Raw genomic sequence first — 26,316 nt, forward strand, 5'->3', positions numbered from 1 at the left:
ACCTTAAACTAAATCAATAAAAGTTAAAAATTTCAAATAAAGTTTGGGTAGTGCTAAGCACTACCCAAAGTATTGTTGAATCCCGAGTTGCCGGTTTACAGCCAAGCCTTGAGGCCATATTGGCTTTCCAGCATACCCACAGCAAGCATAGCAACTAAACAGATAATAAACACGCCGACTGGGATAATGATTTTATCGGCGAATGACAGGCGTGATGCACGCTCTTTGTCACCAATCAAACCATTGTTATCCAAGAACATGGTCAGCGCCCATGCTAAAACTGGGTTCGTAACAATAGAAGCAAAGATACAAATACCAGCTGCTTGTGAATCTTTCGTGTCACGGACCATTTGCATACCCGCTTCAAGTAGCGGTAGGGAGACACCAACTAATAGTGCCACACGCATCACTGGCGGCCATACCGCAACGTCCATTGGGAAACCAAGAATCGCAACAATGATACAGAATGAACCAAGTAGGATGGCACCAGCTGGGATCGGACGCTTCGCGATCGCCGCTGGAATCATGTATGTCCCCCAAGACGACGTAATGTTACCGCCACCAACGGCAGTCCCCACCATCTGGCGTACAGAACACATGGTCATGGTGTCATCGACATCCATCAGCACTTTCTCAGTTTTGCGCGGGTAGTTCAGTTCTTGGAAGATGCGGTGACCGAGGAAGTCAGGTGACCACATGGCAACGGCAAGAATCGCGAACGGTAGCGAAGCAATAAAGTGTTCTACGTTCGGCAGACCCAGCATCCAACCTTGTTCAGTGCTACCCCACCAGTAAACAGGGTTAAGGTTTGGTAAGCCCATTTGGGTTTCAAACTTGATGTCAAAACCTGCACCCAGAACCAGCGCAATCGCCAGACCGGTAAAGGCACACACCGGGATGGCCAGCCAGCGTTTGTTCACTTTGGCAAGGTACGCATAAATAGCGACAGTCACACCCAGAACAATCAAGCCCACATAACCCATGCTGCCCGCTTCAACGCTCGCCGATTGCAGACCAACGGCCCACTCTTGGATGGAGGTGATCTGACTCATGGTGCCGGTCAATCCTAAGAAGATGAGCAAGCCACCGGCGGTTCCTTCCGAGGTGAGGTTCACCAGTTTTGAACCACCTTTTAAGAAGCTCAGAATCAGGCCAAACACACCGATCAGAATCGCCAGCGCCAGTGGGTGAGCACCCGCCAGAGCGATCGTTCCGATCAATGGGATCATTGGACCATGGTTCCCCGCAAGGTTTGCGCGTGGGTTGAGAAAGCCTGAAGAAATGATACAGAACAGCAGTGCTGGGATCAGCATTTCTACACGTGCCACTTCAATCGCAAAGTCTTTACCAAGCGAGACATGATCCCAAGCTTGGGTCAGCCCCTCAGCCCAAGACATCATGACGGCAGAGTACATCGCGATAATGCCGATGGTACCAGCAAGTGCTGGCACTAAGTCTTCAAGTTCAAAACGGAAGTCACGACCAGGCAGGTTCAGGCCGAAGCGACGTGGCTTCATGATCTGCAGTTCGTGGTCTAGGTAATCGGAGCGGCTTGCAAACTCAGATGCTGGACGGTGGAGCTCTTTATAGCTCTTTGTGTCGATGTCTGAGCGCTCTTGATTGACTACGTCTGACATAGATTCCTCATATGTTAAAAGTAAGTAATTCTTGATTGAATTCTAAATAAATTGCCGAAGCGAAACGGTTTAAACTGCATAAGTGTTCATTTTTGCAATGACTATGCATAACCAACTGATTGAATACAGAGTTTTTATTTACTCTTTTATTTGTTGGCGAGTTTAGCGTGCTAACCCCTTAGGGTGATTGATCTTGATCACTTTAAGAATAGATATGAAATTAAGCTACATTAAACGAATGAAATCAGTCACATACTGGCGATTAAGTGTGAAATTTAATTTCAAATTGTAAGTATTCTTTCCAAAAATTTGTTCAGTTTGAGAGATGTATCACTTGGTGACAAATGTTGCCCAGAAATCTTGCGGCAGGTCTTACTTTTATAAAAATGTTAATAAATGTCAGTAAATTTTTCTTCTGGTTTCGTGTGATTCTATGCGGTGTTTGGAGAAGAATTGGCTAAAACTTGAATTACTAGTCAGATTAAATAACTAAATATACCGATTTTTTAGGTTAATGATTTGTTGCATGTTATTGGGGAGAGTGCTAGTTTGTATCCGAAATTGAGCTGGAATGCTCGGCAGTGATAAAAAATACAGGGAGTTAGAGCGCATGACTGATGTAGCCGCGCTGGATATCAAAAACCTGCACAAAACGTTTGGCCAGAACGAGGTTCTGAAGGGCATTTCACTTCAGGCTCACAAAGGTGACGTGATTTCGATCATCGGTTCATCGGGTTCTGGCAAAAGTACCTTTCTTCGATGCATCAACTTATTGGAAACACCCACTGCAGGTGAAATTTGGGTCAAAGGTGAACTGATCCAAATGAAGAAAAACCGACAGGGGGAATCGTCTCCAGCCAATGAAAAGCAAGTCCAACGCATCCGTTCGCGTCTGGCGATGGTTTTTCAAGGTTTCAACTTATGGTCGCACATGACCGTGCTGGAAAATGTCATTGAGGCTCCCGTGCACGTCCTTGGCGTCCCCAAAGCTCAGGCGATCGAGAACGCAGAGATCCTGCTCAAAAAAGTTGGTCTTTACGAGCGTCGCGATTACTACCCAGGTCACTTATCTGGTGGTCAGCAACAACGTGCGGCGATTGCTCGCGCGCTGGCAGTGGATCCGGAAGTGATGCTGTTCGATGAACCAACATCCGCGCTTGACCCTGAATTGGTTGGCGAAGTGCTTGGCGTGATGCGTGATCTGGCTGAAGAAGGACGCACCATGTTGGTGGTAACCCACGAAATGGCGTTTGCGCGTGATGTCTCTAACCACGTGATGTTCTTGCATCAAGGGCGTGTCGAGGAGCAGGGGAATCCGGCCAAGTTGTTCAGTGACCCAGATTCAGAACGTCTGAAACAGTTTATTTCATCAATTTATTGATTTTTATGCCCAAGGTTTGTCGTCGGAATGCCGCGGTGGCACCGAAGTATGAACTCGCAGCGTAGAGCAACAACAAACACAACAATACAATCACAGGAGTATGGAAATGAAAAAGTGGTTATTAGTGGCGGCTTTGGCAGCAACAGCAGCAACGGGCGTCGCCCAAGCGAAAGAATGGAAAACCGTTCGCTTCGGCATTGAAGGCGCGTACCCTCCGTTTAGCTGGACAGAAGCAGATGGCTCTCTGAAAGGCTTTGACGTGGATATGGCCAACGCTTTGTGTAAAGAGATGCAGGTGCAATGTAAGATCGTTCCACAGGATTGGGATGGCATCATTCCATCGCTGTTGGCACGTAAATATGATGCCATCATCGCGGCGATGTCCATCACTGAAGAGCGTAAGAAAAAAGTCGATTTCACCAACAAATACGCGCTGATCCCTAATAAATTTATCGCGAAAAAAGGCGCACAGCTCGACTTCACGAAAGAAGGTTTGAAAGGGGTGAAAATTGGTGTTCAACGTGCCACTACACACGATAAATACCTGACTGACAATTATGGCGATGCGGTTGAAATCGTGCGTTATGGTTCATTTGATGAAGCGTATTTGGATCTGGCGAATGGCCGTATTGCAGCCGTTCTGGGTGATGCGTCGGCACTGGAAGATGGCGTACTGAACAAACCGGGTGGTGAAGGCTATGAATTCGTGGGCCCTTCATTGACCGATCCGAAATGGTTCGGTGACGGCTTCGGTATCGCAACACGTAAACAAGACAAAGATCTGACAGAGAAACTAAATGCTGCGATCGATGCCCTACGTGCGAAAGGCGAATACCAACAAATCGCCGCGAAATACTTCAAATATGATGTTTACGGCGAATAATCAGCCGAACACAACGCGACCGTTCGTGTTGAGATAATAAAAGGCATTCCTGGTTGCTGGTTCCTAGTTCGTAGCAGTACCCAGCAACCAGGCTTTCAGGGACTAGGAACATTGTTATGCTGGATTTACAGGGATACGAAGCCTCCATTTTCAAAGGAGCCGTGCTGACCATCGAAGTTGCCGTGCTTTCACTGCTGCTAGCGATGCTGTTAGGCATGTTAGGTGCGTTGGCCAAACTCGCACCGTACCGTTGGGCGAGAGCCATTGCGACCGTTTATACCACCATCATTCGCGGTATTCCGGACTTGGTTCTGATGATGCTCATTTTCTTTGGTGGTCAAATTCTTCTCAACAACAGTTTGTATGCCATCAACGAATGGTTGAACAACTGGTTTATGTCTAGCGACCCGAACCACGAATGGGTCTCTTATCTACCGGATTACATTGATGTCAGCCCGTTTATCGCGGGGGTGCTGACCATCGGTTTTATCTTCGGCGCGTACATGGCAGAAACCTTTCGCGGCGCCATTATGGCAGTCGACAAAGGCGAACTTGAAGCTGCAAAAGCTTATGGTATGAGTGCCGCACTCGCGTTTCGTCGCATTCTCTTACCGCAAATGATTCGTCACGCGTTGCCCGGTTTTGGCAACAACTGGCTGGTGCTGCTGAAAACCACGGCGTTGGTGTCGATCATCGGTTTGGAAGATATGGTGCGGATGAGTTCGCTGGCAGCAGGTTCCACCAAAATGCCATTTACGTTCTACATGGCGGTCTCGATCATCTTTCTTTTATTTACCAGTGTTTCCACCGGTCTGTTGAAGATCGTTGAACGAAAATTCAGTATTCACACGAGGTAAACGACTATGGATTTTTCTCTCATTATCGGAAGTTTGCCTATTTATTTCAGTGGCCTGTGGACGACGGTTTGGCTGGTGGGGGTTGCACTGGTCATCGGGCTCAGCATTGCGATTCCATTGGCGATTGCGCGCAACAGTCGCAATTATGCGATTAGCACGCCGGCGTGGGCATATATCTACTTTTTCCGTGGAACGCCGCTGCTGGTTCAGTTGTATCTCATTTATTACGGCATGGATCAGTTTTTCCCAGTGAAAGACACTTTGTGGGAAAATGCATGGTTTTGTGCGTTGGTCTCGTTCGTGCTCAATACATCGGCTTACACCGCTGAAATCATTCGTGGCGCCATCAACGGGTTACCCAAAGGTGAAGTGGAAGCGGCCAAAGCGTATGGCATGAGCACGTGGAAAACCTATCGCCGAGTGGTGTTGCCAAGCGCATTGCGTCGTGCATTGCCGGCCTACAGTAATGAAGTGATCTTCATGTTACACGGCAGCGCTGTGGCGGGGATCGTCACCATCATGGATTTGACGGGGGCAGCGCGCTTGGTCAACTCGCGCTACTACGCGCCATTTGAGTCATTCCTTACCGCTGGTCTGTTTTACATGTCGCTCACGTTTATCATTATCTTCTGCTTCAAAAAAGCAGAGAAACGCTTCCTCGCGTATCTACGTCCTCTGAGTTAACGTCTTGAGGCGAACGCCTCGACGGAGCGACAACGCCATGAGAAAAGCCCCGAATTCGGGGCTTTTTGATCTATCGCAGGTGCAGTTTAATTTGAAAAGACCGACCAAATCGGTGCGTGGTCAGAAGGTTTCTCAATGCCGCGTAGTTCGTAGTCGATTCCAGCTTCGACACATGTTGCGGCCAACGATGGCGTGGCCAGAATCACATCTATGCGCAGGCCGCGGTTGTCATCGAACCCTTTTGAGCGGTAATCGAACCACGAAAACTGATCGTTAACCGCCGGGTGCAGTTTACGGAATGTATCTTCAAAGCCCCAATCTAGCAGGGTTTTTAACCACTGACGCTCTTCAGGTTGGAATGAACATTTGCCCGTTTTTAGCCAGCGTTGACGGTTCGGCTCACCAATGCCGATATCCAAGTCAATTGGGCTGATGTTGATGTCGCCCATCACAATCAGTTGATCGTCTTTCGTGTGGTAGTCATTCAGATAGGTCATCAGATCCGCATAGAACTGGCGCTTATAGGGAAATTTCGTCTCATGACTGATGTTGTCGCCCTGAGGGAAGTAACCGTTCATAACCGTGACTTTTTGGCCTTGTTCATTGAGGAAGGTCGCCATGATCATACGTTTTTGATGATCATCATTATCGGTTGGAAAGCCTTTGCGGACCTCCAAGGGCGTTTGCTTGCACAGCATAGCGACGCCGTAATGCGCTTTTTGACCGTGGAAGTAAACCTTATAGCCCATCGCTTCCACGTCTTCGAGTGGAAACGCTTCATCATGAACTTTGATTTCCTGTAGGCCAATTACGTCAGGCTGATGTTTATCAATGACTGCTTGAAGTTGGTGTAGTCGAGCACGCAAGCCGTTGATATTAAAGCTGATGACTTTCATGGTTTGTCCTTTCTTATGGTTTTAATCAACGATGTTACCAGCTTCAAAAGTGATCACAAGACGAAAAACCTCTGCAATACTGTCTGAGTCAGGAAGTTGTAAAAACGGTGTAAACTTTCAGTTGATAAATCGATAGATTGTGGTCTAATTTCAAGCTTCCTTGTTCGATTAAAGGGCAAATGGCGCAAGCATAAGGATGTTGTATGCGAACACTATCAGTTCAGTGGAAAATTACGCTGATGGCGGGAATCTGCCTTCTCGTGACGTCACTTTCTCTTATTGGCTTTTCGGTTTATAACGCAGTCAATAATCAAAAAATCATCAAACAGCAAAGTGCTGCTTCGGTGATCAACAAATCTCAGCAACTGCTGCAGACACGTGCTCAGTTAAATGCGACTGAAATTTCTGAATTCCTCAATGAAGCCATTTATCGAGCGGAAATGCTCGCGTCCAATGCGCTGTTCTTAAAAACCAATGCTGAAGAAAATTTCGGCGACAGCGAAGAACTGCGCACATCGCTGGACGACATGGTGCGCAAATCGGTGCTGAACTTTGCGACCATCGATGGGGCGTATCTGGTTTTCAAGCCCAACATGCTTGATAGCGAGGACGACAACTACATCAATGCGGATTACGTTGGCTCGAATGAAAAAGGTCGTTTTGCGCCTTACTGGATGACGACTGCCAATGGTGAAAATGTGGTGGCGAATGTGCTGACTGAAAAATCGCTGGCCGATTCAGCCAACAGCGAGCGATTTTATTGTCCGCTCAGTAGCGGTGAAGCGTGTGTCACCACGCCGCGTTTGATTGAACAAGACAATGGCGGGCTCTTGGCGACATCGATTTCCGTGCCGATCAAAATTGATGATGTTGCGGTTGGTTTTTACGGGATTGATCTAAAGCTCAATCCGCTACTGAAAATTGCTCAAGATTCGGATCGCAGCCTGTTCGGTGGCAATGGCCGAGTGTTTATCATTAGTTTGGATGGGACGTTGATCGCAAGTGATGACAACGCATTACCGATCGGTCAGCCGTTTTCAGGTTCGACCTTAAGCGGCGATCAAGTGACGGATCTGTTGTTTGGCAATGAAGTCAAAACACAATGGACGGATGATCGTGCGTGGCTAACGGTGTTTGCACCGATTCATGTAGCCAATCAAACGTGGGGCGTGATCTTTGAGATGCCACGCAGCAGCGTGTTGGCAGATGCCAATGAACTCGATAGCGTGATTTCCACACAAGTGGAAAATGGGGTGAAAGCAGAGCTTATCGCCGGCTTGTTGTTTGTTGTACTCGGTCTGCTGATTATTGCCCTGACTGCGTCGCGCATTGTGAAACCGATTCGGGCCGTCGTGGTTCGTTTGAAAGACATTGCTTCAGGAGAAGGGGATTTGACGCAGCGTTTGGCGGTGGCTTCCCAAGATGAAGTCGGCCAACTGGCATTGGGATTCAACCAATTTCTGGATAAGTTGCAGTCGACCATTCGTAAGGTGGTGGATGCGACCCATTCCGTGGCGGCGACTTCTGAGCAATCCAAAGTGGCGGCCGCGCAAACTCGCTTACGTAGTGAATCGCAGTTCAAAGAGGTTGACTTGGTGGCGACGGCGTCGGAAGAGATGACCCAGACGGCAAGTCTGGTGGTTCATAATGCTGAAAACGCGGTGAAGGCGGCAGAGCAAGCGAATCATTCGGCGCAGTTGGGGCAAAATGTTATCGAAGCATCGGAGCAAGAAATGCTCAAACTGGTGCAGAAAATGAGCGAAGCCGTGCCGGTGGTGGAAGAATTGGCGCAGAACAACGCCAACATCACGGAAATTCTGGAAGTCATCGAAGGTATCTCAGAGCAGACCAACTTGTTGGCCCTGAATGCGGCAATTGAAGCTGCACGGGCAGGGGAGCAAGGACGAGGATTTGCGGTAGTCGCAGATGAAGTGCGTAATTTGGCCAGCCGAACACAAGATTCCGTCGGCGAAATTCGTTTGGTGATTGAGCAAGTTCACAAAGGCACGCGAGATGTGGTTGCCGCAATTCAAGACAGTAATCAACTGGCCAATGGGACTGCGCAACAAGTTCAGAACGCCGTGGCTGAACTGGGACAGGTGTTTGATGCCATCGCCTCGATCAATGACATGAATTCGCAGATTGTGAAAGCGGCGGAGGAGCAGCAAACGGTGTCGGCAGAAGTCAATCAAAGTGTGGCCAACATTCGAGATCTCAGCGCGCAAATCCTAGAGCAAGCCGGGGAATCGGAAGCGGTCGGAACGCAGATCAGTGAGCTGAGCCAAGAGCAACAACGGCTGGTGTCACAGTTTAAAGTCTAAATCGAAACAAGAGCGCAGTGGCGCTCTTTTTTTCACTGAAATTTTCGCCCATGCGATGACGATGCCATATCAGTGGTTGTCGAGCTTTTGTTGAAGGTCGGCTTTGACGATCGCCAGTGCTGCCAAGGCAACTTTGGGATCAACGCCGTTGCTTTCTAGCAGGTAGATCAGATCAACGGCCAATTTGATTTCATCAGGCGCGTCGCTGAGGGGGACAGATGGTTGCGTCATTACTGGTGCTTCTCTCGGTAGGTGATTTGTCTTTCAATTTTGGCTTTGGCATCTTGGCAGCGTTTCAGGCGTTGCTCAACGGCCAGCAATGCCTGCTGCGCCGCTTGTTTGTGATACACCGAGGCCTGTTCAAGTGCCTGCTGTTTATCGAGCACCATTTCCATCAAGCGACGTTCCCAATCTTGATGCTGCGCGAGATCTTGATACAAATCGCTGATGGGTTTGCGGTAATAGCTACTGTGTTTCGGTTCATTTTTGCGGATGGATTGTGTCGACAATTCACGTTGAATCGCCCCGACTTGCGCCAGCAGCCGTTCGGTGAGGTACTCGGCTCGGTGTTGCGTCAGCTTCCCCGCATGTTGTTCACGCGTAATTGCATTTAGTGTGCTTTCTGCTTCCTGCACGCACGGTGTGAGCAACTTCCCGCGACAGTGAAACAGAACATCATCAAACAGGGGCTGATGATGCTCTCCACGAACACGGTCGACTTGTGCGGCGTGGTGCTTTAGTTCATCCAATAGCGAGTTTAGTCTCGATAAATCACTCATGTTTCTACGGTCCAGAAAACTCAGTATTCAATGGTGCGTTTAAACGGTGGCAGCGAATCCAATAAGGCTTTGCCATAGCGTTTTGACACCACGCGGCGGTCAAGTATCACGACTCTACCACAATCGCGCTCTTTCCTCAGTAAACGGCCTGCTGATTGAATCAATTTCTTACTGGCTTCCGGGACGGTGATTTGTAGAAACGGGTTGCCGCCGCGATGCTGAATGTATTCAGCATGTGCCTGTTCTACGGGTGAGGTTGGTACGGCAAACGGAATCTTGGTGATGATAAGGTTTTCCAGTAATTCTCCGGGTAAGTCGAGCCCTTCTGAAAAGCTTCCTGTACCAAACAACACACTGGTTTTTCCGCATTGGACTAGGGTTTTATGTTTATTTAGAATTTCTTTTCTGGATTTTTCGCCTTGAACTTGCAGCGCCCAACCTTTTTTTATAAATAATTTAGATAATTTCTCCGCAACTTCTTTCATTTGCCAATAAGACGCAAATAAAACGAGGTTTGCTTTGCCATCTTGGATGTAATCGGCCACTTTATCGGCCAGATAATCGGTGTATTCGGGAGCCTGAGGTTCGTATTGCATCTTAGGAATCAGCAATTCAGCCTGATTTTGATAATCAAATGGTGAAGCAAGGGCTAAAAATTGAACACCGTCCTCGGCTTTTTCGCTGATGCCGGCTTGGCGGCAGAAAAAATTGAATGAGTTGAGCGCGCGCATGGTTGCCGAGACCAAAATGGCGCCGACGCAACGACTCCAGATCTGTTGATCGAGTTGCCAACCGATTTCAAGTGGCGATACGTTCACGACGTAATCCCCCTCACGTTCAGGGCTGAGCTCCAACCAGCGAGCGAGCGGGGCTCCTTTTTCGCGCTTGGGTTCCGCCATCAAGTGCCATACCTGCGCCAAATTTTCCAAACGTTGGATGAAGAAACCAAGTTCGGCCAAGGCAGGCTCAGCAAGGCGTGGTGCCAGTTCACCATCTTTAACCCGTTCACCAATTAAGTCGGCGATTTTTGCCACGGCTTGATTGGCTTTCTGACTTTGTCGTTTCAGGTCTTTTGCTTGTTCTTCAAGCCATGTCGGCAAATCGCCGTGTTCGAATCGATAACGTTTTTCTTCAAATGCGCTGGCATCAAACTGTTTGGGGAGTTGGCTCAAGCTCGGTATCAGCGCTTGTATTGCATCTTGCGCTTCATTTCGAAAGCGGGAGACACGTTTCTCGTCGGCCAGATTTGCGAGCTTAGATAAAGATTGATTGAGTTTTTCTAACCAAGCTGCTGCGCCCTTCATGGTCGCTGCCGCGGAGGCGTGCTCGCGCGCCACATGAGGTAAATGATGTGCTTCATCGAATACGTAAATCGTATTTTCTGGTTCAGGAAGGATCACACCACCACCAAGATCGGCATCAGCCATGACTAAGCTATGGTTGGCAATGATGATGTCCGCTTTATCAAGCTCTGAGCGCGCCTTTTGAAACGGGCACTGACGATGGGCTGAAAAGCTGCCATTACAGCTGTGTTTGTCGCTGACGATACTGTTCCAGACCGTCTCTGAGATAGGCTCTGGCCATGAATCACGGTCACCATCCCACTTACCTTGAGACAATTCGGTGTAGAGCTGCTGAAGCTGTTGTATATCCTTTTCTGCAGGTTTGGACTCAAACATGGCCATTTGTCCGCCATCAGCGCCGGAGGCCGCGGCCAGTTTTTCGGTGCAACAATAACGTTGTCGACCTTTCGCGAGTATAAAAGAGAATTTTTGGTCTGTGATGCGGCGAAACAGTGGCAGATCTTTGTGCACAAGCTGTTCTTGAAGCGCCACGGTCGCCGTAGAAATGACGATTTTTCGATTGTTGCTCACCGCAACAGGAATCACGCCCATTAAATAAGATAACGACTTGCCGATTCCGGTCCCCGCTTCTGCGACCAGCATACGAGTAGACTTGTGATAGCTACCACAAAGCGTTTTTGCAATTTCTGCAACAAGATAATTTTGAGCTCGACGAGGAACAAAGTTATCGAGCTGGTTTTGAAGGTTTTGATAGCTGTTGCGTATGGACTGTTGAATTTTGGTAGTAAGCATAATGTGACCTGCGTATCGGGTCCCGGATGTTAGCACAGTTTACTAAGCGATACGTAGTTCACGAAATCGTGTGCTTTTAGAACAAATCTAGATCTCCTTCACAAAAAAAAACTGAACCTTCATACACTTAAATTTAATTTGAATGATAAAAAATATAAAACTCCATTTGTGGGTATTTTGCTGAATTAAATGCTGTTTGATTTTGTTTTTTTGAGTATTAACAACACGAAAGACTATTATGTTAAAACATTTAACATTTACCTATTCTTATTTTTTTGATTAGAACTTCGCCGAGATATTGTGAAATTTATATGTAAGTCTATGATTTAAAATGATTTATGTGTCGTTTAGAAATATTTTTTTTCACATTTGACACGCAGCATAATCTTTTGCAATCTAAACCTCGAATTAAGTGGTCGACGGTAACTAACCGCAGAGTTAGGAGACCGTCATCTAAAAAACAAAAGGGAATCGAAACGGACTTCCCATTTAAGAAAAGGCAGTGGATTAATATGAAAAAGACGCTACTAGCTCTAGCTGTTATTTCAGCAGCAAGCTCTGTAAACGCAGCAGAAATTCTGAAGACTGATGACGGCTCAGTAGATTTTTACGGTCAACTACGTACTCGCGTAGATTTCCGTGATGACGCTGATTACGATGCAAACCTGACTACAGGTTCTTCTCGTCTAGGCGTAGATGCTTCTTACGCAGTGAACGACAGCGTGAAAGCACTGGGTAAGATTGAGTTTGGTGTACCAGCTAACTCAAGCACTGATATGAAAGTTCGTGTTCACATGGTTGGTTTTGCAACTGACTACGGCACAATCCGTGTTGGTCGTGACTGGACAACTTCAGATGACATCGGCGGTACTGACTACTCTTACGTATATGGTGGCTCTGCTAACATGTACAGCACTCTAAACGGTGCGCTGCATGAATCTCAAATCAAATACGCTCTAGACCTTGATAACCTGTGGGTTAAAGCAAGCGTAGGCGTTGCTGGTGGCGACGGTGCTGACGGTCACGATCTGGCTGAAGCGTTCGTTGGTTCTTCTTTCGGTCCTGTAGCAATTCACGTTGGTGGTGGTAAAGACCAAGTAGACGGCCTGTCTAACACTTACTACGAATTGACTGCTGTATTTACTGCAACAGATGCTCTAGAGCTGAGCGGTACTTACTATGGTTCTCAACTGAAAAACGAATCTGGCAACGAGAAAATCACTCAAAACGGTTACTCTCTAGGCGCTTACTGGACATTCGTAGAGAAAACTTCTCTATACGGTGGTTACGAATTCGTTCAACAAGATGCTAAAAACATCTACAACGACAAAGACGAAGACGGTACTAACATCTTTGTTGGTCTAGAATACAAATTCGCATCATGGGCTCGCCTATTTGCTGAAGCGAACTACGCAGATGGTACAACTCTTGGCTTCACCAACGAGTCTGACATCACTGTTGACCCAACTCAAGTTGACTCTGAATTCAACTACTCTCTGGGTATGCGCGTATACTGGTAATTTTGATTACCTAAGTTATTATAAACCCGGTCTAGACCGGGTTTTTTTTTAAGGTAAATTTATGAAAGTTTTGAAGTCTTGCCTGATTTTGGGTATCAGTGCATTCAGTGTTGCAGCTCACGCTGACGCCAAACTCGAACTACCAGAGTTTATTGATCTTATCGCTGTCAACGGAATGAAGCCTGTTATCGATAAAGCATACACCGACAGCAGAAGCGTCACGTTACCTGATGGAACAAACCAAATTGTTTTTAAGTTTGAACCTATGGTTGAAGATAATGATGGTATGCGCCGCGTCTATAGCGATGTTGTGGTCACCAAATTCGCCACTGCGGATACATCACTGACTTTTGAACTGCCTAAATATCGCCGACTGAGTCAAGCTCGTAAAGACATCAAAACCTTCGAGTGGGCATTGAAAGATGCGTCAGGGAAATCGATTGATCTCATCAGTGACACGTTGGACTCAAATGGTGTTCAGTTGGGGCGCAACTATATTCAGGACGTTTTAGATTACAACCAAAAGGGTGGTGTGGCGTCGATTCCAGTGGCTGGCTTTACCTACGCAAAAACCTTGCCTGTCAATGCGCAGCAACGAGAGTTGACGGACACTGAAAACGTCGCGCAGTTGAAGTTGTGGTACACCAAAGCAAGCGTGGAGGAGCGCGAAGCGTTTCGTCAGTGGGTTGTTGATCAGGATTAAAACTCTTTCGTATCGGATCAAAAAGCCAAGCTATCGTCACTTGGCTTTTTAAATTCAACCACAACACTTCTTAAATTTCTTTCCACTACCGCAAGGGCAAGGGTCGTTGCGGCCGACTTTGTGTGCCGGTGCCTGTTGCGGAAACTCACCATCCACGTAGTACCACAGACCTTCCTCACGTAAAAATCGCGAGCGCTCTTCTAAGCACAATTCCTGCTGTTGATCGCACAGGTATGCTTTGAAATGCACGAAACCCTCTTGATCGTGTGAACCCGCTGAAGCGCTGATAACGTCCAATCGTTGCCAGTCACTATGGACGGACTCTGCAATGGCGCCGCGTTGCGATTCGGCATGACACGATGGGTGATAGGTTGCAACCACAAAGTCGACCAAGCCGAGGACGTGTGCACTGTAGCGTGCGCGCATCAGTTGTTCGGGAGTGAGTGCGTGCTTGTGATCCTGATGAATAGGTTGACAGCAGTTGGCATAGGCTGCGCCGCTGCCACAATAACAAGGGGTCATGGTGTTGTCTCGGATACGCTGATAAAAACGCCCATAGTTTATGGGCTTGCACGCAGCGTGTCGAGTGTTGGAGAGGTTTGCTTAGGTATTGAGATTGAGCAGGTCTGCTGTCCAGCTCACCGCTTCATCATAACAGCTGCTAAGGACCTCATCGCTAATGTTGAGCCGCGTGGCAATGGTCGATACTTTCTCCCAATCGGCCTGTTCGTAGGCTTTTGTCAGCGACAAAATATCGCCCAGTGTGCCGCTTTCAGCAACCAAAGCTTGTTTGACACTCTCTTCGACAGGCATTTCGTTGATGATCGATTCAAGTGATTGATCCAGTAGGCTATCAAGCAGCGAGAACATGCCCGTCAAAAAGGCATTGCCCATGTCGCTGTTTTCACTCAGACGTGAGTACACCAGTTCGCAGTAACGGGCCCGTTGAATCGACAAGCCATAGAGGTAATCGGGTTTATCGCTGTGTGTGGAAGCAATCGCAACCAGCGACACGAATTTACGCAGTCGTTCCTCGCCCAGATACACCAACGCTTGTTTGAATGACTGAATTTTCGAGCTGACCACCGCCGATGAATTGACAAACGTCAGCAGCTTGTACGATAACGTGACGTCTTTGGCGATCAAGGCTTCGAGTTCTTTATAGTCGATCTCGTCTTTGGCAATCTCTTTACACAGTTGGACGACGGTCAGAAACGCCGGTTCGAGCGATTTACGTTGAATAATCTCAGGTTTGCTGAAGAAATACCCTTGAAAGTAACGAAACCCAGCGGCCTTCGCTTGTTCGAACTCTTCGTATGTTTCCACTTTCTCAGCGAGGAAGATAATTTTAGAGCCTTTGAGTTTGTTGATGAACAGGCGAGCTTTTTCGATGGGAATGATGCGAATGTCGAACTTAATGATCGACACATACGGCAAAAATGCCTTCCACTCTGGGCTAGGTACGAAGTCATCCAGCGCGATTTTATACCCCATGTGAGCCATTTTTCGCACTGCCTGAAGCAACTCCCCAGTCGGTTCGCAATCTTCCAATACCTCGACCACCAAACTGTTGGTGGGAAACAGGGTCGGGATCATGTTGATCAAACTTTGATAGGGAAAATTCACAAAGCCCAAATGATTCCCGAGCATGTTGTAATGCGTCGACAGAAAATGATCAGACAGCAACCGGCTGGTTGCCAGATCTGGGTCAATCTCAGGGAAAGTATTTTTAGGCCCATCCCGAAACAGCAACTCATAACCCACGGTTTTTCGGTCGCTGTCTAAAATGGGCTGTCGTGCAATATAAGAGTACGTCAAGGCTGATTGATTCTTATCGTGGTTGCTTCGTATTGTGAATAATATCAGTACACATATTCATTGCTTAGCATCATCGCAAAAGTTTGCGTGGTAGATTGCGATTTAAATCATAATTGCGATTCGAAACGTCGCTTTTCCAATGAATAACCGCTTTCAGAATAGACCAATACCGAGCCTTGGGTATACCAGTCGCCCAGAACAATCCGCGTTTTTTGCGGGGCGTCACTGATGTGATGAATGGCAGGGCGATGGGTGTGGCCATGAATCATCAGTGGGACCTGATATTTGTCCATCACATGAACCACTTCGTCCGGCGTCACATCCATAATTTCCATCGCTTTTTGGCTTTTATCTGAGCGAATGTCGGTTTGAATTTTGGCCACGATGCGTTGTTTGATGAAGAACGGCAGGCGGTTAAAGAGCCATTGCAACCAAGGCTGATGCACTTTTGCGCGAAACGCCAAATAGCGTACGTCTTGGGTACACAAAGTGTCGCCGTGCAAAATAACAGCCGAAGTGCCGTACAGGTCAATCACCGTTTCGTCGGGCAGTAACGTGACGCCCGTTTGTTTTGCAAAACGGCGGCCCACCAGAAAATCACGGTTCCCTTGAGTAAAGTAACAAGGCACCCCTTGCGCGGTTAGGTGTTTAAATTCTTGCTGAATTTGTTTGGCGAACGGGGTCGGGTCGTCATCGCCAATCCAAAAATCAAACAAATCGCCCAACACATACAAGGCATCGGCGTGGATCGCTTCGTTGCGCATGAATTGAGTGAAACAATGAGTGATATCGGGGCGACTTGGGGTCAGGTGGAGATCAGAGATAAATAGTGTATGCATAGGTTCAGAAATAAGGAGCGCGATAACGCGCTCCTTTGATCGATTACTCTTCGATGGTGGTGCCAGTGATGACCACTTCGTCTAGTGGTACGTCCTGGTGCATGCCGTAAGAACCGGTACTTACGCCTTTGATCTTATTCACGATGTCCATGCCTTCGACCACTTCGCCGAATACACAGTAACCCCAACCGTCACGGTTTTCTGAACGGAAGTCCAGGAAGGTGTTGTTGTTGACGTTGATGAAGAACTGAGAGCTTGCTGAATGCGGTTCCATGGTACGCGCCATCGCGATTGAACCGACTTTGTTGCTCAGACCGTTGTTCGCTTCGTTACGAATTGGAGAGCGAGTTGCTTTTTCACGCAGGCCAGACGTCATGCCGCCGCCTTGAATCATGAAACCATCGATAACACGGTGGAACAGTGTGTTGTCGTAGAAACCGTCACGGCAGTACTGTAGGAAGTTTGCGCTTGTTTCTGGCGCTTTCTCTTCGTTCAGCTGAATTTTAATGTCACCAAAATTTGTGTGAAGGGTGATCATGTGCATTACCTTTGCTTTGTTTTGTATGAATACCGAATTTTAGCCTAACTTTTTGTTCATTCAAAACATCAAATGGATGACCTAGCGATAACAGAGTTGTTATACTGTGCCACTATTTTGGTTTTAACGGTAATTAGATAGAGATCATGTTGAAGATTTATAACTCACTTACAAGACAAAAAGAGGAATTCAAACCCATCACTGCCGGCAAAGTTGGCATGTATGTCTGTGGAGTCACAATTTACGATCTCTGTCACATCGGCCACGGTCGCACCTTTGTGTCGTTTGATGTCGTGGCCCGTTACCTGCGCTACCTTGGTTACGATTTAACCTTCGTACGCAATATCACTGACATTGATGACAAAATCATCAAACGCGCCGCCGAAAATCAGGAATCTTGTGAATCCTTGACGGAGCGTTTGATTCAAGAAATGTATGCTGATTTTGATGCACTGAACATCAAGCGCCCGGATGTTGAACCTCGCGCAACGGCGTATATTCAAGAGATCATTGAATTGGTTCAGCGTCTGATTGACCGTGGTTTTGCTTATGTAGCAGACAACGGCGATGTGATGTTTGAAGTCAATAAGTTTGATGATTACGGCAAGCTGTCGAAGCAAGACTTGGATCAGTTGCAAGCGGGTGCGCGCGTTGACATCGACATGGCGAAACGCAGTCCATTGGATTTCGTGCTGTGGAAAATGTCTAAACCTGGTGAACCGACGTGGGAATCACCATGGGGACCGGGTCGTCCTGGCTGGCACATTGAATGTTCTGCGATGAACTCATCGATTTTGGGCAACCATTTTGATATTCACGGTGGGGGTTCTGATCTGCAGTTCCCGCACCATGAAAATGAAATTGCTCAATCTTGCTGCGCGCATGATACGCAGTATGTGAACACGTGGATGCACAGCGGTATGGTGATGGTCGACAAAGAAAAAATGTCGAAGTCACTGGGCAACTTCTTCACCATTCGTGATGTGTTGAATCACTACGATGCAGAAACCGTGCGTTACTTCCTGATGTCTGGCCACTACCGTAGCCAACTAAACTACAGTGAAGAAAACTTGAATCAAGCTCGCGCGTCTTTGGAACGTCTGTACACATCACTGCGTGGTCTAGACATGACCGTCCCAGCCGCGGGTGGCGAAGAATACCTAACTCGTTTTACAACCGCGATGAATGACGATTTCAACACGCCAGAAGCGTATTCGGTTCTGTTTGATATGGCGCGTGAAGTGAACCGCCTGAAAACGGAAGACACCGATAAAGCGAGTGCTTTGGGCGCGCTGATGCGTGAATTGGCGGATGTGATTGGTATTTTGTATCAGGATCCGGAAGCGTTTTTGAAAGGCGATGCGGGCAACGATGACGAAGTTGCTGAAATCGAAGCGCTGATCAAACTGCGCAACGACTCTCGCGCTTCTAAAGATTGGGCGAATGCGGACATGGCGCGCGACAAGCTGAACGAGATGGGGATCGTGCTGGAAGATGGTCCAAGTGGTACGACATGGCGTCGTAAATAACGATTGTGTAAAGTGGGCGACATCGCCCACTTTCTTTTTGTGTCTGCGTGAGGCCTTGTGGTGAGCGCGACACGTGATTGCTATTTATTCCTTATCAACAATGAGGAACTCTCATGTCTATTATTCTGGGCATTGACCCGGGCTCTCGTATCACCGGATATGGCGTGATTCGCCAGCAAGGTCGCCATTTGCAGTATTTGGGCAGTGGATGTATTCGTACATCGGAAAAAGATCTGCCGCTGCGTCTGAAACAGATTTATGCCGGTGTGAGCGAAATCATCACGCAGTTTCAACCGGAAGTGTTTGCGATTGAGCAGGTGTTTATGGCGAAAAATGCCGACTCCGCGCTGAAACTTGGCCAAGCTCGCGGAAGTGCCATTGTGGCCGCCGTGAATGCCGATCTGCCGGTATTTGAATACGCGGCGCGTCTGATTAAACAAGCGGTAGTGGGAAATGGCGGCGCGGAAAAAGCACAGGTGCAGCACATGGTGCAGCAGATGTTAAAGCTGCCTGCCAAACCGCAAGCGGATGCGGCGGATGCGCTTGGCGTGGCCATTTGTCATGCCAACACCAACAAAACCCTGATTGCCCTGGCTGGGCAAGCGACCAGTGCCCGACGCGGCCGCTATCGCTAACGCAACGTTCGGGAGGTTTTCTGCCTCCTGTTTGACCTATCTTTTACTGGCTATCCATCCAGTTATTGATTATCATCTTGAGCATTCTAAACTCATCAAAACCAAGGATTCCCAGTGATTGGACGTCTTCGCGGCACACTGATTGAAAAGCAACCTCCACAAGTTCTGATTGAAGTCGGCGGCATCGGTTATGAAGTACAAATGCCGATGAGCTGTTTTTATGAACTCGCGAATATCGGCGATGAAGCTATTATTTACACTCACTTTGTGGTGCGTGAAGATGCACAATTGTTGTACGGGTTTAATACCGTAAACGAACGTGCGTTGTTCCGTGAAGTCATTAAAGCCAATGGTGTTGGGCCGAAAATGGGCTTGGCCATTCTGTCTGGTATGACGGCGAGTCAATTTGTTGCTTGTGTGGAACGAGAAGACATTTCAACGTTGGTGAAGTTACCCGGTGTGGGTAAAAAGACCGCAGAGCGTTTGGTGGTGGAAATGAAAGACCGCCTCAAAGGGTGGGGTGCTGGTGATTTGTTTACACCGGCAACCGACGCTGCACCGCTCGATGCGATGGGTGCGATTCATGACCAAAACGCCGAAGAGGAAGCGGTGAGCGCGCTGCTGGCGCTTGGTTATAAACCGGCGCAGGCGTCCAAAGCGGTGTCTCAAGTGTCACAACCGGATATGACCAGCGAACAATTGATTCGCGAAGCGTTGAAGTCGATGGTTTAAACTCAACAGACGGCTCACTTTAGCCGTCTGTTTTTTTCTCAAGCCAATGGATGCGGTGCTGTATCGTGTTGATTGGTTTCGCTGCCCATACAGCGTTGTTATCCCTATAGTCTCCCTGCTAACGAACAGGAATTGTTGAATGATTGAAGCCGATCGCCTTATTGCTCCGACCAACCCTTCATTTAAAGATGAAGAGGTGATCGATCGTGCGATTCGTCCGAAGAAGCTGGCCGATTACCGAGGTCAGGATCACGTCCGTGATCAGATGGAAATTTTTATTCAAGCGGCGCAAAAACGCAGCGAAGCACTCGACCATTTGCTGATCTTTGGGCCGCCGGGGTTGGGGAAAACCACCCTCGCTAATATTGTTGCCAATGAGATGGAAGTGAGCATTCGCACCACGTCAGGCCCAGTGTTGGAAAAAGCAGGCGATCTCGCTGCGCTGCTGACCAACTTGGAAGAGAACGATGTGCTGTTTATCGATGAAATTCACCGACTCAGCCCTATGGTGGAAGAGGTCCTCTATCCGGCGATGGAAGATTATCAGCTGGACATTATGATTGGTGAAGGACCAGCTGCGCGTTCCATCAAAATTGATTTGCCACCCTTTACTTTGATTGGGGCCACAACCCGCGCTGGGTCGTTAACCTCACCGTTGCGCGATCGTTTCGGCATTGTGCAGCGTCTTGAATACTATAAAGTGGCTGACCTGCAACACATTGTGCAGCGCAGTGCGGACTGCCTTGGCCTCTCTATGGACGCTGAAGGGGCGCTGGAAGTGGCGCGTCGTGCTCGCGGTACACCCCGTATTGCCAACCGTCTGCTGCGCCGAGTGCGTGATTTTGCAGAAGTGAAGGGCAATGGTCATATTTGTGCTGACATCGCTGATAAAGCGCTTAATATGCTGGATGTGGACCATCAAGGGTTTGATTACATGGACCGTAAGTTGCTACTGGCCATTATGGAGAAATTTGGTGGGGGACCGGTTGGCCTCGATAACTTGGCAGCTGCGATTGGTGAAGAGAAAGATACGATTGAAGATGTGATCGAACCGTTTCTCATTCAGCAGGGTTATTTGCAACGAACGCCCCGCGGCCGGATTGCGACCGATCGCGCCTACTTGCATTTTGGTTTAGAAAAATAACGTTACAATTAATTCTCCCTTCAAATAAAAAAGTGTTTTTGTGGATCTAAATCACACTTTTTGAAATTCCCTTACGCTGAAAGGGTTAGCTAATTTCGATGAATTGTTAACCCTTTGTACGCCTTTTCTCGTATCTAATTGTGTTTTTTACCTAATGCTAACAAGAAAGTTTATCTTTCGTTGATCTGTATCATTTTGTGGTTTTTTTATACATTTTTGGACAGCATAATTTGATGTAAATCAAGGCGGTTTTCTCCTATAAACCTTTTGAAACATCTGGTTTTTGGCAGTAGTATTAGTTCCAGCTATATTAGCTGATGCTTAACAATTAACTAACCACAATGGTACATAATTGCAACAAGTTATAGCGGTAAACTAACAAATTAACGTTATTGTTAACCTGTCTTTTTTCTGTTGATTTATGTCGAAAGTGTCATTCAGCCGACACAAAGGAGTTACCATGATTGACGTAGTTGATCTATCGCGATTGCAGTTCGCAATGACAGCGATGTATCACTTCTTGTTCGTTCCATTGACTCTAGGCATGGCGTTCTTGCTTGCCATCATGGAGTCTTTATACGTAATGACTGATAAGCAAATCTATAAGGACATGACCAAGTTCTGGGGTAAGCTTTTCGGTATTAACTTTGCTCTGGGCGTGGCGACCGGCCTGACCATGGAGTTCCAGTTTGGTACCAACTGGTCATACTATTCTCATTATGTAGGCGATATTTTTGGCGCCCCTCTCGCTATCGAAGCACTCGTGGCCTTCTTTTTGGAATCCACCTTTGTCGGTTTGTTCTTCTTTGGCTGGGATCGATTGTCAAAACGTCAACACTTAGCCGTGACTTGGCTGGTGGCTTTGGGTTCTAACTTCTCGGCGTTGTGGATCTTGATCGCAAACGGCTGGATGCAAAACCCAGTGGGCGCTGATTTCAACTTCGAAACCATGCGTATGGAAATGGTGAGCTTTGCGGAAGTGGTGTTCAACCCAGTGGCTCAGGTTAAATTCGTACACACGGTCGCTGCCGGTTACACAACAGGTGCAATGTTCATTCTAGGCATCAGCTCATACTACCTGTTGAAAGGTCGCGATATTGCGTTTGCACGTCGCTCTTTTGCTATCGCAGCATCTTTCGGTATGGCAGCAGTTCTGTCTGTGATCGTGCTGGGTGACGAATCTGGTTACGAAGTGGGCGAAGTGCAAAAAGTGAAACTGGCTGCGATTGAAGCCGAGTGGCACACCGAGCCTGCTCCTGCGGCCTTTACGCTGTTTGGTTTACCGAATCAGGAAACCATGAATACTGATTTCGCAATCAAGATTCCGTATGTGATGGGCATCATCGCCACTCGTTCTCTTGATACGCCAGTGACCGGTCTGCGCGACCTGCGTGAAGAACACGTCGACCGTATCCGTAACGGTATGTACGCTTACGAATTGCTGGAAAAACTACGTGCGGGTGATAAATCTGCAGAGAACGTTGCAGCATTTGACGAAGTGAAAAATGACCTTGGTTACGGCCTGTTGCTAAAACGCTACACAGACAAAGTGACTGACGCGACTGAAGATCAAATTCAAGCGGCGGCGGATGATTCTATTCCGACGGTATGGCCGCTGTTCTGGTCTTTCCGCATCATGGTTGCGTGTGGTTTCATCATGCTATTCGTATTTGGTGCAGCATTCGTGCAAACATGTCGTCAGAAGATCGAACAGAAACGTTGGATCCTCAAAGCCGCACTGTTTAGCATTCCACTACCATGGATTGCCGTTGAAACGGGTTGGTTCGTTGCCGAGTTTGGTCGTCAGCCATGGGCGGTTGGTGAAATCCTGCCAGTGCATACTGCAGCATCGGCGCTGAGCGCTGGTGAAATCTGGACATCACTGTTTGCGATTCTTGCGCTGTACACTGCATTCTTGATTGCTGAAGTGTATCTGATGGTGAAATTTGCTCGCAAAGGTCCAAGCAGCCTGAAAACAGGTCGCTACCACTTTGAGCAAAACGGCAACACTGTGGAAGACAGAGTTAGTCGTCAGGTCGAAGCGTAAGGCAGGGAGAGAAGATTATGTTTGATTACGAAATCCTACGACTCATTTGGTGGGTACTGATTGGCGTACTGCTGGTGGGCTTTGCCATCACTGATGGTTTCGATATGGGCGTTGGTGCGTTGGTGCCGATTATCGGTAAAAACGACAACGAACGCCGTGTGATGATTAACTCGATTGCGCCTCACTGGGATGGCAACCAAGTTTGGTTGATCACCGCAGGTGGTGCGCTGTTTGCGGCATGGCCTCTGGTGTACGCGACATCATTCTCAGGGTTCTACCTGGCGATGATCGTGACTCTGGCTGCCTTGTGGTTGCGTCCGATTGGCTTGGATTACCGCTCGAAATTGGAAAACCCAAAATGGCGTAATGCTTGGGACATCTGTATTTCGATCAGTGGTTTTGTGCCGCCAATCATTTTTGGTGTGGCATTTGGTAACTTGCTGCAAGGCGTACCGTTCCAGCTGAGCGAGTTCGCAATGCCGACTTATCACGGTTCATTCTTTGGTCTGCTCAACCCATTTGGTTTGGTCTGTGGCCTAGTTAGCCTGTTTATGATCCTGATGCAGGGTGCAACATGGCTGCAAATGAAAACCACCGGTGATGTACATGTTCGCGCTCGCAACATTGCTCAACTGACTGGTTTGCTGACTGTGATTTTGTTTGTTGCAGCAGGCTTCTGGGTCCAAAACATCGATGGTTACGTGATTACCAGTGCGATTGATACCATGGGCCCATCGAACCCACTGAACAAAGAAGTGGCACGCGAAGCGGGCGCTTGGATGCATAACTTTGAGCAGTACCCTCTGCTTTGGGCTGCGCCAGCCCTGGGTGTTGTCATGCCTCTGCTGGCGGTGCTTGCTTCTCGCGTTGAGAAAGGTGGCATTGCGTTCCTTGCTTCAAGCTTGGGTAACGCGGGCGTTATCTTCACTGCAGGTTTTGCCATGTTCCCATTCGTGATGCCATCAAGCCTGATGCCTAGCCACAGCTTGACCATGTGGGATGCAACCTCAAGTGAGCTGACCCTGAACCTGATGACGGGTGTGGCGTTTGTCATGGTGCCAATCATTCTGGGTTACACCACTTGGTGTTACTACAAAATGTTCGGCCGCTTGGATGACAAGTTCATCGAAGACAACAAAAACTCACTGTACTAAGGAGCTCAGACTATGTGGTATTTTGCGTGGATTCTTGGCGTATTGCTCGCCTGTGCATTCGGCATCATCAATGCTCTTTGGTTAGAGCACTCAGAAATGATGGACAAAGATAGTGAGTAATTGGTCTGATCAGATTGCCAATTTACATGCGCCAATGGATAGAACCCGATTGAAGGTTCTATCCCTGATTCTCGGTTTCTACCACGTTGCAATGGTGATGTGGGATCCAGAAGCGTACAGCGCGAGCATTGGTGGTTTTAATGCAGTGGTGGCACCGTTACTGATTTGGGCGATTTGCTCAAGCATGGTATACGGTGTCGGCTTCAAACCACGTAAATGGATTTGGCAACTGGTATTCAGCCCTTACATCTCACTGCCGATTCTGCTTTGTTTGTTGGCGATCCGCGTGATCGGATAACAAAGCAGCATCATTGATGATGATTTATTCGAATTAGCGCTGTCTCTTTGAGGCAGCGCTAATTTTTTGTCAGTCGCAGGCGAAATCTTTGCGACACCTTGTACTAACATCAATGAGATGCGTTATAGTAACCCACTCATTCAGCCATCTAGTGAGACGGTTACGTCACTATCATGCAAGTTTTTAACTGGCCAATTACCATTTACTATGAAGACACAGACGCCGGTGGCGTGGTCTACCATTCCAATTACCTCAAATTTTTCGAACGTGCGCGGACAGAAATGCTGCGTTCTATCGGTGTGTCGCAGCAAGTGTTGCTGGAACAAAGCATCGGCTTTGTTGTCCGACATGCTGACATCGATTTTTTGCAAGGGGCTCGTCTTGACGATCAACTGACGGTCGTGACCTCAATCGCAGAGCTTAAAAAGGCGTCGTTAACCTTCTGTCAGGAGCTGGTAAATCCTGATGGGCGACTATTGTGTAAAGCAATGGTTAAGGTAGCATGTATCGACAATGAGAAAATGAAACCCAAGGCGATGCCTCAATCAATTTTTTTGGAGTTTACCCATAGTGACTGCTGATATTTCTATTCTCGATTTATTTTTGCAAGCCAGCTTCCTCGTTAAGGTGGTGATGCTGATTCTTTTGGGGATGTCGATTGTCTCGTGGGCGATGATCATCAAGCGCAGTAAAGTGCTGTCTCAAGCTGCACGTAGTGCGGAAGCATTTGAAGATAAGTTCTGGTCAGGAACAGATCTGTCGGTGCTGTATCAAGATGTCAAAAAGCGCAAGGACGAAATCGCCGGCACAGAAGAGATTTTCTATTCTGGCTTTACAGAGTTTGCCCGCCTACGCAAAACCAATGCAGCTTCTCCAGACTACGTCATGGAAGGCACTGGCCGTGCGATGCGCGTGTCTGTGGCGCGTGAAGTTGATGATTTAGAAACCAACTTGCCATTTCTGGCAACGGTTGGCTCAATCAGCCCTTACATCGGCCTGTTTGGTACCGTTTGGGGGATCATGCACGCCTTTATCGCGTTGGGTCAGGTGAAACAAGCGACACTGGCAATGGTTGCCCCAGGTATCGCAGAAGCGCTGGTCGCGACCGCGATGGGGCTGTTTGCCGCGATTCCTGCGGTGATGGCATATAACCGTCTGAGCAACAAAGTCAGTAAGCTGGAACACGGTTACGCCACCTTCTCTGAAGAGTTTCACAGTATTCTCCATCGTCAGGCGATGGCAGGTAGGGAATAACGTATGGCAGGTTATCAACCGAAAAAGCGGAAGATGACGGCTGAGATTAACGTCGTACCTTACATCGATGTCATGTTGGTACTGTTAATCATCTTTATGGTGACGTCGCCTTTTGTGACACAAGGTGTGGATGTGGAGCTTCCTCAAACGACCACGGCCAAATCGATGTCTGATATGGCGGGAGACAGCGACGCCAGCTTTATCATCGTTGAAATCGATAAAGAGGGGAACCTCGGTTTGAGCGTGAACGATGAAGAAGTACAGCGCGGCCTGTCGCTACAGGACGTGATTGTTCGCATCAAAGCGGAATTATCGCTAAAGCCCGATTCCCCTGTGGCGGTGGGCGGCGACCGAGCCACGCCGTATGCGGATGTGGTGCTGGTACTGGACGAACTGAGCCGAGCAGGTATTCCTAAAGTTGGCTTATTAACGGATATCAAGGAATAGGCTT

Annotated in this window: 27 protein-coding genes; 18 read left to right on the forward strand and 9 right to left on the reverse strand. The window is 48.0% G+C overall.

The features are described from left to right. Positions 1-95: 95 nt before the first annotated feature. Entirely contained in the window at positions 96-1,637 is a 1,542-nt protein-coding gene (locus tag ACS18Q_RS04980; RefSeq protein ID WP_004726437.1) for a DUF3360 family protein, read from the reverse strand. Between the two features lie 610 nt (positions 1,638-2,247). On the opposite strand from ACS18Q_RS04980, the gene ACS18Q_RS04985 reads away from it, so the two are divergent. The 4 genes from ACS18Q_RS04985 (at position 2,248) to ACS18Q_RS05000 (ending at position 5,442) form a co-directional block, all read left to right on the forward strand. Further along, positions 2,248-3,018 carry an ABC transporter ATP-binding protein gene (locus tag ACS18Q_RS04985; RefSeq protein WP_038151475.1) on the forward strand — a complete coding sequence of 257 codons (771 nt, stop codon included), beginning with the start codon at positions 2,248-2,250 and terminating at the stop codon, positions 3,016-3,018. Positions 3,019-3,124: 106 nt separating this feature from the next. Then, positions 3,125-3,901, forward strand: a complete 777-nt coding sequence (locus ACS18Q_RS04990) for an ABC transporter substrate-binding protein (RefSeq protein WP_004726435.1) — start codon at positions 3,125-3,127, stop codon at positions 3,899-3,901. A gap of 116 nt (positions 3,902-4,017) precedes the next feature. Further along, positions 4,018-4,758 carry an ABC transporter permease gene (locus ACS18Q_RS04995; RefSeq protein WP_004726434.1) on the forward strand — a complete coding sequence of 247 codons (741 nt, stop codon included), beginning with the start codon at positions 4,018-4,020 and terminating at the stop codon, positions 4,756-4,758. 6 nt (positions 4,759-4,764) lie between these two features. Further along, complete coding sequence (locus ACS18Q_RS05000) at positions 4,765-5,442, forward strand: ABC transporter permease (RefSeq protein WP_004726433.1); 678 nt, start codon at positions 4,765-4,767, stop codon at positions 5,440-5,442. Positions 5,443-5,528: 86 nt separating this feature from the next. Here the strand turns inward: ACS18Q_RS05000 and xthA are convergent, their stop codons facing one another. Continuing rightward, entirely contained in the window at positions 5,529-6,338 is an 810-nt protein-coding gene (gene xthA / locus ACS18Q_RS05005; RefSeq protein ID WP_004726432.1) for an exodeoxyribonuclease III, read from the reverse strand. 203 nt (positions 6,339-6,541) lie between these two features. Here xthA and ACS18Q_RS05010 point away from each other — a divergent pair, with 203 nt between their 5' ends. After that, positions 6,542-8,659: a methyl-accepting chemotaxis protein gene (locus tag ACS18Q_RS05010; RefSeq protein ID WP_441257480.1), complete on the forward strand. Its 2,118-nt coding sequence runs from the start codon at positions 6,542-6,544 to the stop codon at positions 8,657-8,659. Between the two features lie 69 nt (positions 8,660-8,728). Here ACS18Q_RS05010 and rsmS read toward each other — a convergent pair whose 3' ends face one another. From rsmS to dinG, 3 genes are read right to left on the reverse strand one after another with little or no spacing between them, the layout of a single operon-like run. Further along, positions 8,729-8,890, reverse strand: a complete 162-nt coding sequence (gene rsmS / locus ACS18Q_RS05015) for a pleiotropic regulatory protein RsmS (protein WP_014205375.1) — start codon at positions 8,888-8,890, stop codon at positions 8,729-8,731. After that, complete coding sequence (locus tag ACS18Q_RS05020) at positions 8,890-9,438, reverse strand: primosomal replication protein (RefSeq protein ID WP_004726429.1); 549 nt, start codon at positions 9,436-9,438, stop codon at positions 8,890-8,892. The genes rsmS and ACS18Q_RS05020 overlap by 1 nt, the downstream gene beginning before the upstream one ends. Before the next feature lie 20 nt (positions 9,439-9,458). Continuing rightward, on the reverse strand, positions 9,459-11,534 hold the full coding sequence (gene dinG, locus ACS18Q_RS05025) for an ATP-dependent DNA helicase DinG (RefSeq protein ID WP_004726428.1): 2,076 nt from the start codon (positions 11,532-11,534) through the stop codon (positions 9,459-9,461). A 512-nt stretch (positions 11,535-12,046) separates the two neighbouring features. Between dinG and ACS18Q_RS05030 the strand changes: the two genes are divergently transcribed. Together ACS18Q_RS05030 and ACS18Q_RS05035 are read left to right on the forward strand one after the other, a co-directional pair. Then, a complete protein-coding gene (locus ACS18Q_RS05030) occupies positions 12,047-13,054 on the forward strand; it encodes a porin (protein ID WP_158140930.1) in 1,008 nt (335 codons plus the stop codon). Positions 13,055-13,115: 61 nt separating this feature from the next. Next, positions 13,116-13,757 (forward strand): DUF2057 family protein, encoded by a 642-nt coding sequence (locus tag ACS18Q_RS05035; protein ID WP_441257481.1) that lies wholly within the window; start codon positions 13,116-13,118, stop codon positions 13,755-13,757. 54 nt (positions 13,758-13,811) lie between these two features. Here ACS18Q_RS05035 and ACS18Q_RS05040 read toward each other — a convergent pair whose 3' ends face one another. The 4 genes from ACS18Q_RS05040 to ACS18Q_RS05055 all read right to left on the reverse strand — a co-directional run bounded on the left by ACS18Q_RS05040 (position 13,812) and on the right by ACS18Q_RS05055 (position 16,952). After that, positions 13,812-14,279 carry a YchJ family metal-binding protein gene (locus ACS18Q_RS05040; protein ID WP_441257482.1) on the reverse strand — a complete coding sequence of 156 codons (468 nt, stop codon included), beginning with the start codon at positions 14,277-14,279 and terminating at the stop codon, positions 13,812-13,814. Positions 14,280-14,360: 81 nt separating this feature from the next. Next, on the reverse strand, positions 14,361-15,575 hold the full coding sequence (locus tag ACS18Q_RS05045) for an EAL and HDOD domain-containing protein (RefSeq protein ID WP_055466354.1): 1,215 nt from the start codon (positions 15,573-15,575) through the stop codon (positions 14,361-14,363). Between the two features lie 107 nt (positions 15,576-15,682). After that, positions 15,683-16,414: a UDP-2,3-diacylglucosamine diphosphatase gene (gene lpxH / locus ACS18Q_RS05050; protein WP_038151324.1), complete on the reverse strand. Its 732-nt coding sequence runs from the start codon at positions 16,412-16,414 to the stop codon at positions 15,683-15,685. 43 nt (positions 16,415-16,457) lie between these two features. Continuing rightward, positions 16,458-16,952 carry a peptidylprolyl isomerase gene (locus ACS18Q_RS05055; RefSeq protein WP_004726422.1) on the reverse strand — a complete coding sequence of 165 codons (495 nt, stop codon included), beginning with the start codon at positions 16,950-16,952 and terminating at the stop codon, positions 16,458-16,460. 146 nt (positions 16,953-17,098) lie between these two features. On the opposite strand from ACS18Q_RS05055, the gene cysS reads away from it, so the two are divergent. The 11 genes from cysS to tolR all read left to right on the forward strand — a co-directional run bounded on the left by cysS (position 17,099) and on the right by tolR (position 26,312). After that, entirely contained in the window at positions 17,099-18,481 is a 1,383-nt protein-coding gene (gene cysS, locus ACS18Q_RS05060; RefSeq protein ID WP_004726421.1) for a cysteine--tRNA ligase, read from the forward strand. A 113-nt stretch (positions 18,482-18,594) separates the two neighbouring features. Further along, positions 18,595-19,116, forward strand: coding sequence for a crossover junction endodeoxyribonuclease RuvC (ruvC, locus tag ACS18Q_RS05065; protein WP_004726420.1), 522 nt, complete (start codon positions 18,595-18,597; stop codon positions 19,114-19,116). A 114-nt stretch (positions 19,117-19,230) separates the two neighbouring features. Beyond that, the gene (ruvA, locus tag ACS18Q_RS05070; RefSeq protein ID WP_208549626.1) at positions 19,231-19,848 is read left to right on the forward strand and encodes a Holliday junction branch migration protein RuvA; all 618 of its coding nucleotides are present in this window, start codon (positions 19,231-19,233) and stop codon (positions 19,846-19,848) included. Positions 19,849-19,987: 139 nt separating this feature from the next. Beyond that, positions 19,988-20,992 carry a Holliday junction branch migration DNA helicase RuvB gene (gene ruvB, locus ACS18Q_RS05075; protein WP_004726418.1) on the forward strand — a complete coding sequence of 335 codons (1,005 nt, stop codon included), beginning with the start codon at positions 19,988-19,990 and terminating at the stop codon, positions 20,990-20,992. A gap of 460 nt (positions 20,993-21,452) precedes the next feature. Next, the gene (gene cydA, locus ACS18Q_RS05080) at positions 21,453-23,039 is read left to right on the forward strand and encodes a cytochrome ubiquinol oxidase subunit I (protein ID WP_004726417.1); all 1,587 of its coding nucleotides are present in this window, start codon (positions 21,453-21,455) and stop codon (positions 23,037-23,039) included. A 17-nt stretch (positions 23,040-23,056) separates the two neighbouring features. Then, positions 23,057-24,193 carry a cytochrome d ubiquinol oxidase subunit II gene (gene cydB / locus ACS18Q_RS05085; protein ID WP_004726416.1) on the forward strand — a complete coding sequence of 379 codons (1,137 nt, stop codon included), beginning with the start codon at positions 23,057-23,059 and terminating at the stop codon, positions 24,191-24,193. Positions 24,194-24,205: 12 nt separating this feature from the next. After that, on the forward strand, positions 24,206-24,313 hold the full coding sequence (gene cydX, locus ACS18Q_RS05090; protein ID WP_000270284.1) for a cytochrome bd-I oxidase subunit CydX: 108 nt from the start codon (positions 24,206-24,208) through the stop codon (positions 24,311-24,313). Then, the gene (gene ybgE, locus ACS18Q_RS05095) at positions 24,306-24,611 is read left to right on the forward strand and encodes a cyd operon protein YbgE (RefSeq protein ID WP_041942581.1); all 306 of its coding nucleotides are present in this window, start codon (positions 24,306-24,308) and stop codon (positions 24,609-24,611) included. Before cydX ends, ybgE begins: the two co-directional genes overlap by 8 nt. A gap of 173 nt (positions 24,612-24,784) precedes the next feature. Continuing rightward, on the forward strand, positions 24,785-25,192 hold the full coding sequence (gene ybgC, locus ACS18Q_RS05100; RefSeq protein WP_004726414.1) for a tol-pal system-associated acyl-CoA thioesterase: 408 nt from the start codon (positions 24,785-24,787) through the stop codon (positions 25,190-25,192). Then, entirely contained in the window at positions 25,182-25,865 is a 684-nt protein-coding gene (tolQ, locus tag ACS18Q_RS05105; protein ID WP_004726413.1) for a protein TolQ, read from the forward strand. The genes ybgC and tolQ overlap by 11 nt, the downstream gene beginning before the upstream one ends. Positions 25,866-25,868: 3 nt before the next feature. After that, positions 25,869-26,312 (forward strand): protein TolR, encoded by a 444-nt coding sequence (gene tolR, locus ACS18Q_RS05110; RefSeq protein WP_014205366.1) that lies wholly within the window; start codon positions 25,869-25,871, stop codon positions 26,310-26,312. Positions 26,313-26,316: the final 4 nt, after the last annotated feature.

Origin of the sequence: Vibrio sp. Vf1514 (assembly GCF_052076135.1) — a bacterium.
Classification (GTDB): domain Bacteria; phylum Pseudomonadota; class Gammaproteobacteria; order Enterobacterales; family Vibrionaceae; genus Vibrio; species Vibrio furnissii.

Bases quoted from the DNA above. Each gene is read 5' to 3' on its own strand.
- ACS18Q_RS04985 (WP_038151475.1), top strand. From the start codon at position 2,248: ATGACTGATGTAGCCGCGCTGGATATCAAAAACCTGCACAAAACGTTT.
- ACS18Q_RS05030 (WP_158140930.1), top strand. From the start codon at position 12,047: ATGAAAAAGACGCTACTAGCTCTAGCTGTTATTTCAGCAGCAAGCTCT.
- ACS18Q_RS05035 (WP_441257481.1), top strand. From the start codon at position 13,116: ATGAAAGTTTTGAAGTCTTGCCTGATTTTGGGTATCAGTGCATTCAGT.
- xthA (WP_004726432.1), bottom strand. From the start codon at position 6,338: ATGAAAGTCATCAGCTTTAATATCAACGGCTTGCGTGCTCGACTACAC.
- ACS18Q_RS04990 (WP_004726435.1), top strand. From the start codon at position 3,125: ATGAAAAAGTGGTTATTAGTGGCGGCTTTGGCAGCAACAGCAGCAACG.
- lpxH (WP_038151324.1), bottom strand. From the start codon at position 16,414: ATGCATACACTATTTATCTCTGATCTCCACCTGACCCCAAGTCGCCCC.
- ACS18Q_RS04980 (WP_004726437.1), bottom strand. From the start codon at position 1,637: ATGTCAGACGTAGTCAATCAAGAGCGCTCAGACATCGACACAAAGAGC.
- rsmS (WP_014205375.1), bottom strand. From the start codon at position 8,890: ATGACGCAACCATCTGTCCCCCTCAGCGACGCGCCTGATGAAATCAAA.
- cydB (WP_004726416.1), top strand. From the start codon at position 23,057: ATGTTTGATTACGAAATCCTACGACTCATTTGGTGGGTACTGATTGGC.
- ACS18Q_RS05020 (WP_004726429.1), bottom strand. From the start codon at position 9,438: ATGAGTGATTTATCGAGACTAAACTCGCTATTGGATGAACTAAAGCAC.
- ybgC (WP_004726414.1), top strand. From the start codon at position 24,785: ATGCAAGTTTTTAACTGGCCAATTACCATTTACTATGAAGACACAGAC.
- tolR (WP_014205366.1), top strand. From the start codon at position 25,869: ATGGCAGGTTATCAACCGAAAAAGCGGAAGATGACGGCTGAGATTAAC.
- cydX (WP_000270284.1), top strand. From the start codon at position 24,206: ATGTGGTATTTTGCGTGGATTCTTGGCGTATTGCTCGCCTGTGCATTC.
- ACS18Q_RS04995 (WP_004726434.1), top strand. From the start codon at position 4,018: ATGCTGGATTTACAGGGATACGAAGCCTCCATTTTCAAAGGAGCCGTG.
- cydA (WP_004726417.1), top strand. From the start codon at position 21,453: ATGATTGACGTAGTTGATCTATCGCGATTGCAGTTCGCAATGACAGCG.
- dinG (WP_004726428.1), bottom strand. From the start codon at position 11,534: ATGCTTACTACCAAAATTCAACAGTCCATACGCAACAGCTATCAAAAC.
- ACS18Q_RS05040 (WP_441257482.1), bottom strand. From the start codon at position 14,279: ATGACCCCTTGTTATTGTGGCAGCGGCGCAGCCTATGCCAACTGCTGT.
- cysS (WP_004726421.1), top strand. From the start codon at position 17,099: ATGTTGAAGATTTATAACTCACTTACAAGACAAAAAGAGGAATTCAAA.
- ACS18Q_RS05055 (WP_004726422.1), bottom strand. From the start codon at position 16,952: ATGATCACCCTTCACACAAATTTTGGTGACATTAAAATTCAGCTGAAC.
- ACS18Q_RS05000 (WP_004726433.1), top strand. From the start codon at position 4,765: ATGGATTTTTCTCTCATTATCGGAAGTTTGCCTATTTATTTCAGTGGC.
- ruvB (WP_004726418.1), top strand. From the start codon at position 19,988: ATGATTGAAGCCGATCGCCTTATTGCTCCGACCAACCCTTCATTTAAA.
- ruvC (WP_004726420.1), top strand. From the start codon at position 18,595: ATGTCTATTATTCTGGGCATTGACCCGGGCTCTCGTATCACCGGATAT.
- ACS18Q_RS05010 (WP_441257480.1), top strand. From the start codon at position 6,542: ATGCGAACACTATCAGTTCAGTGGAAAATTACGCTGATGGCGGGAATC.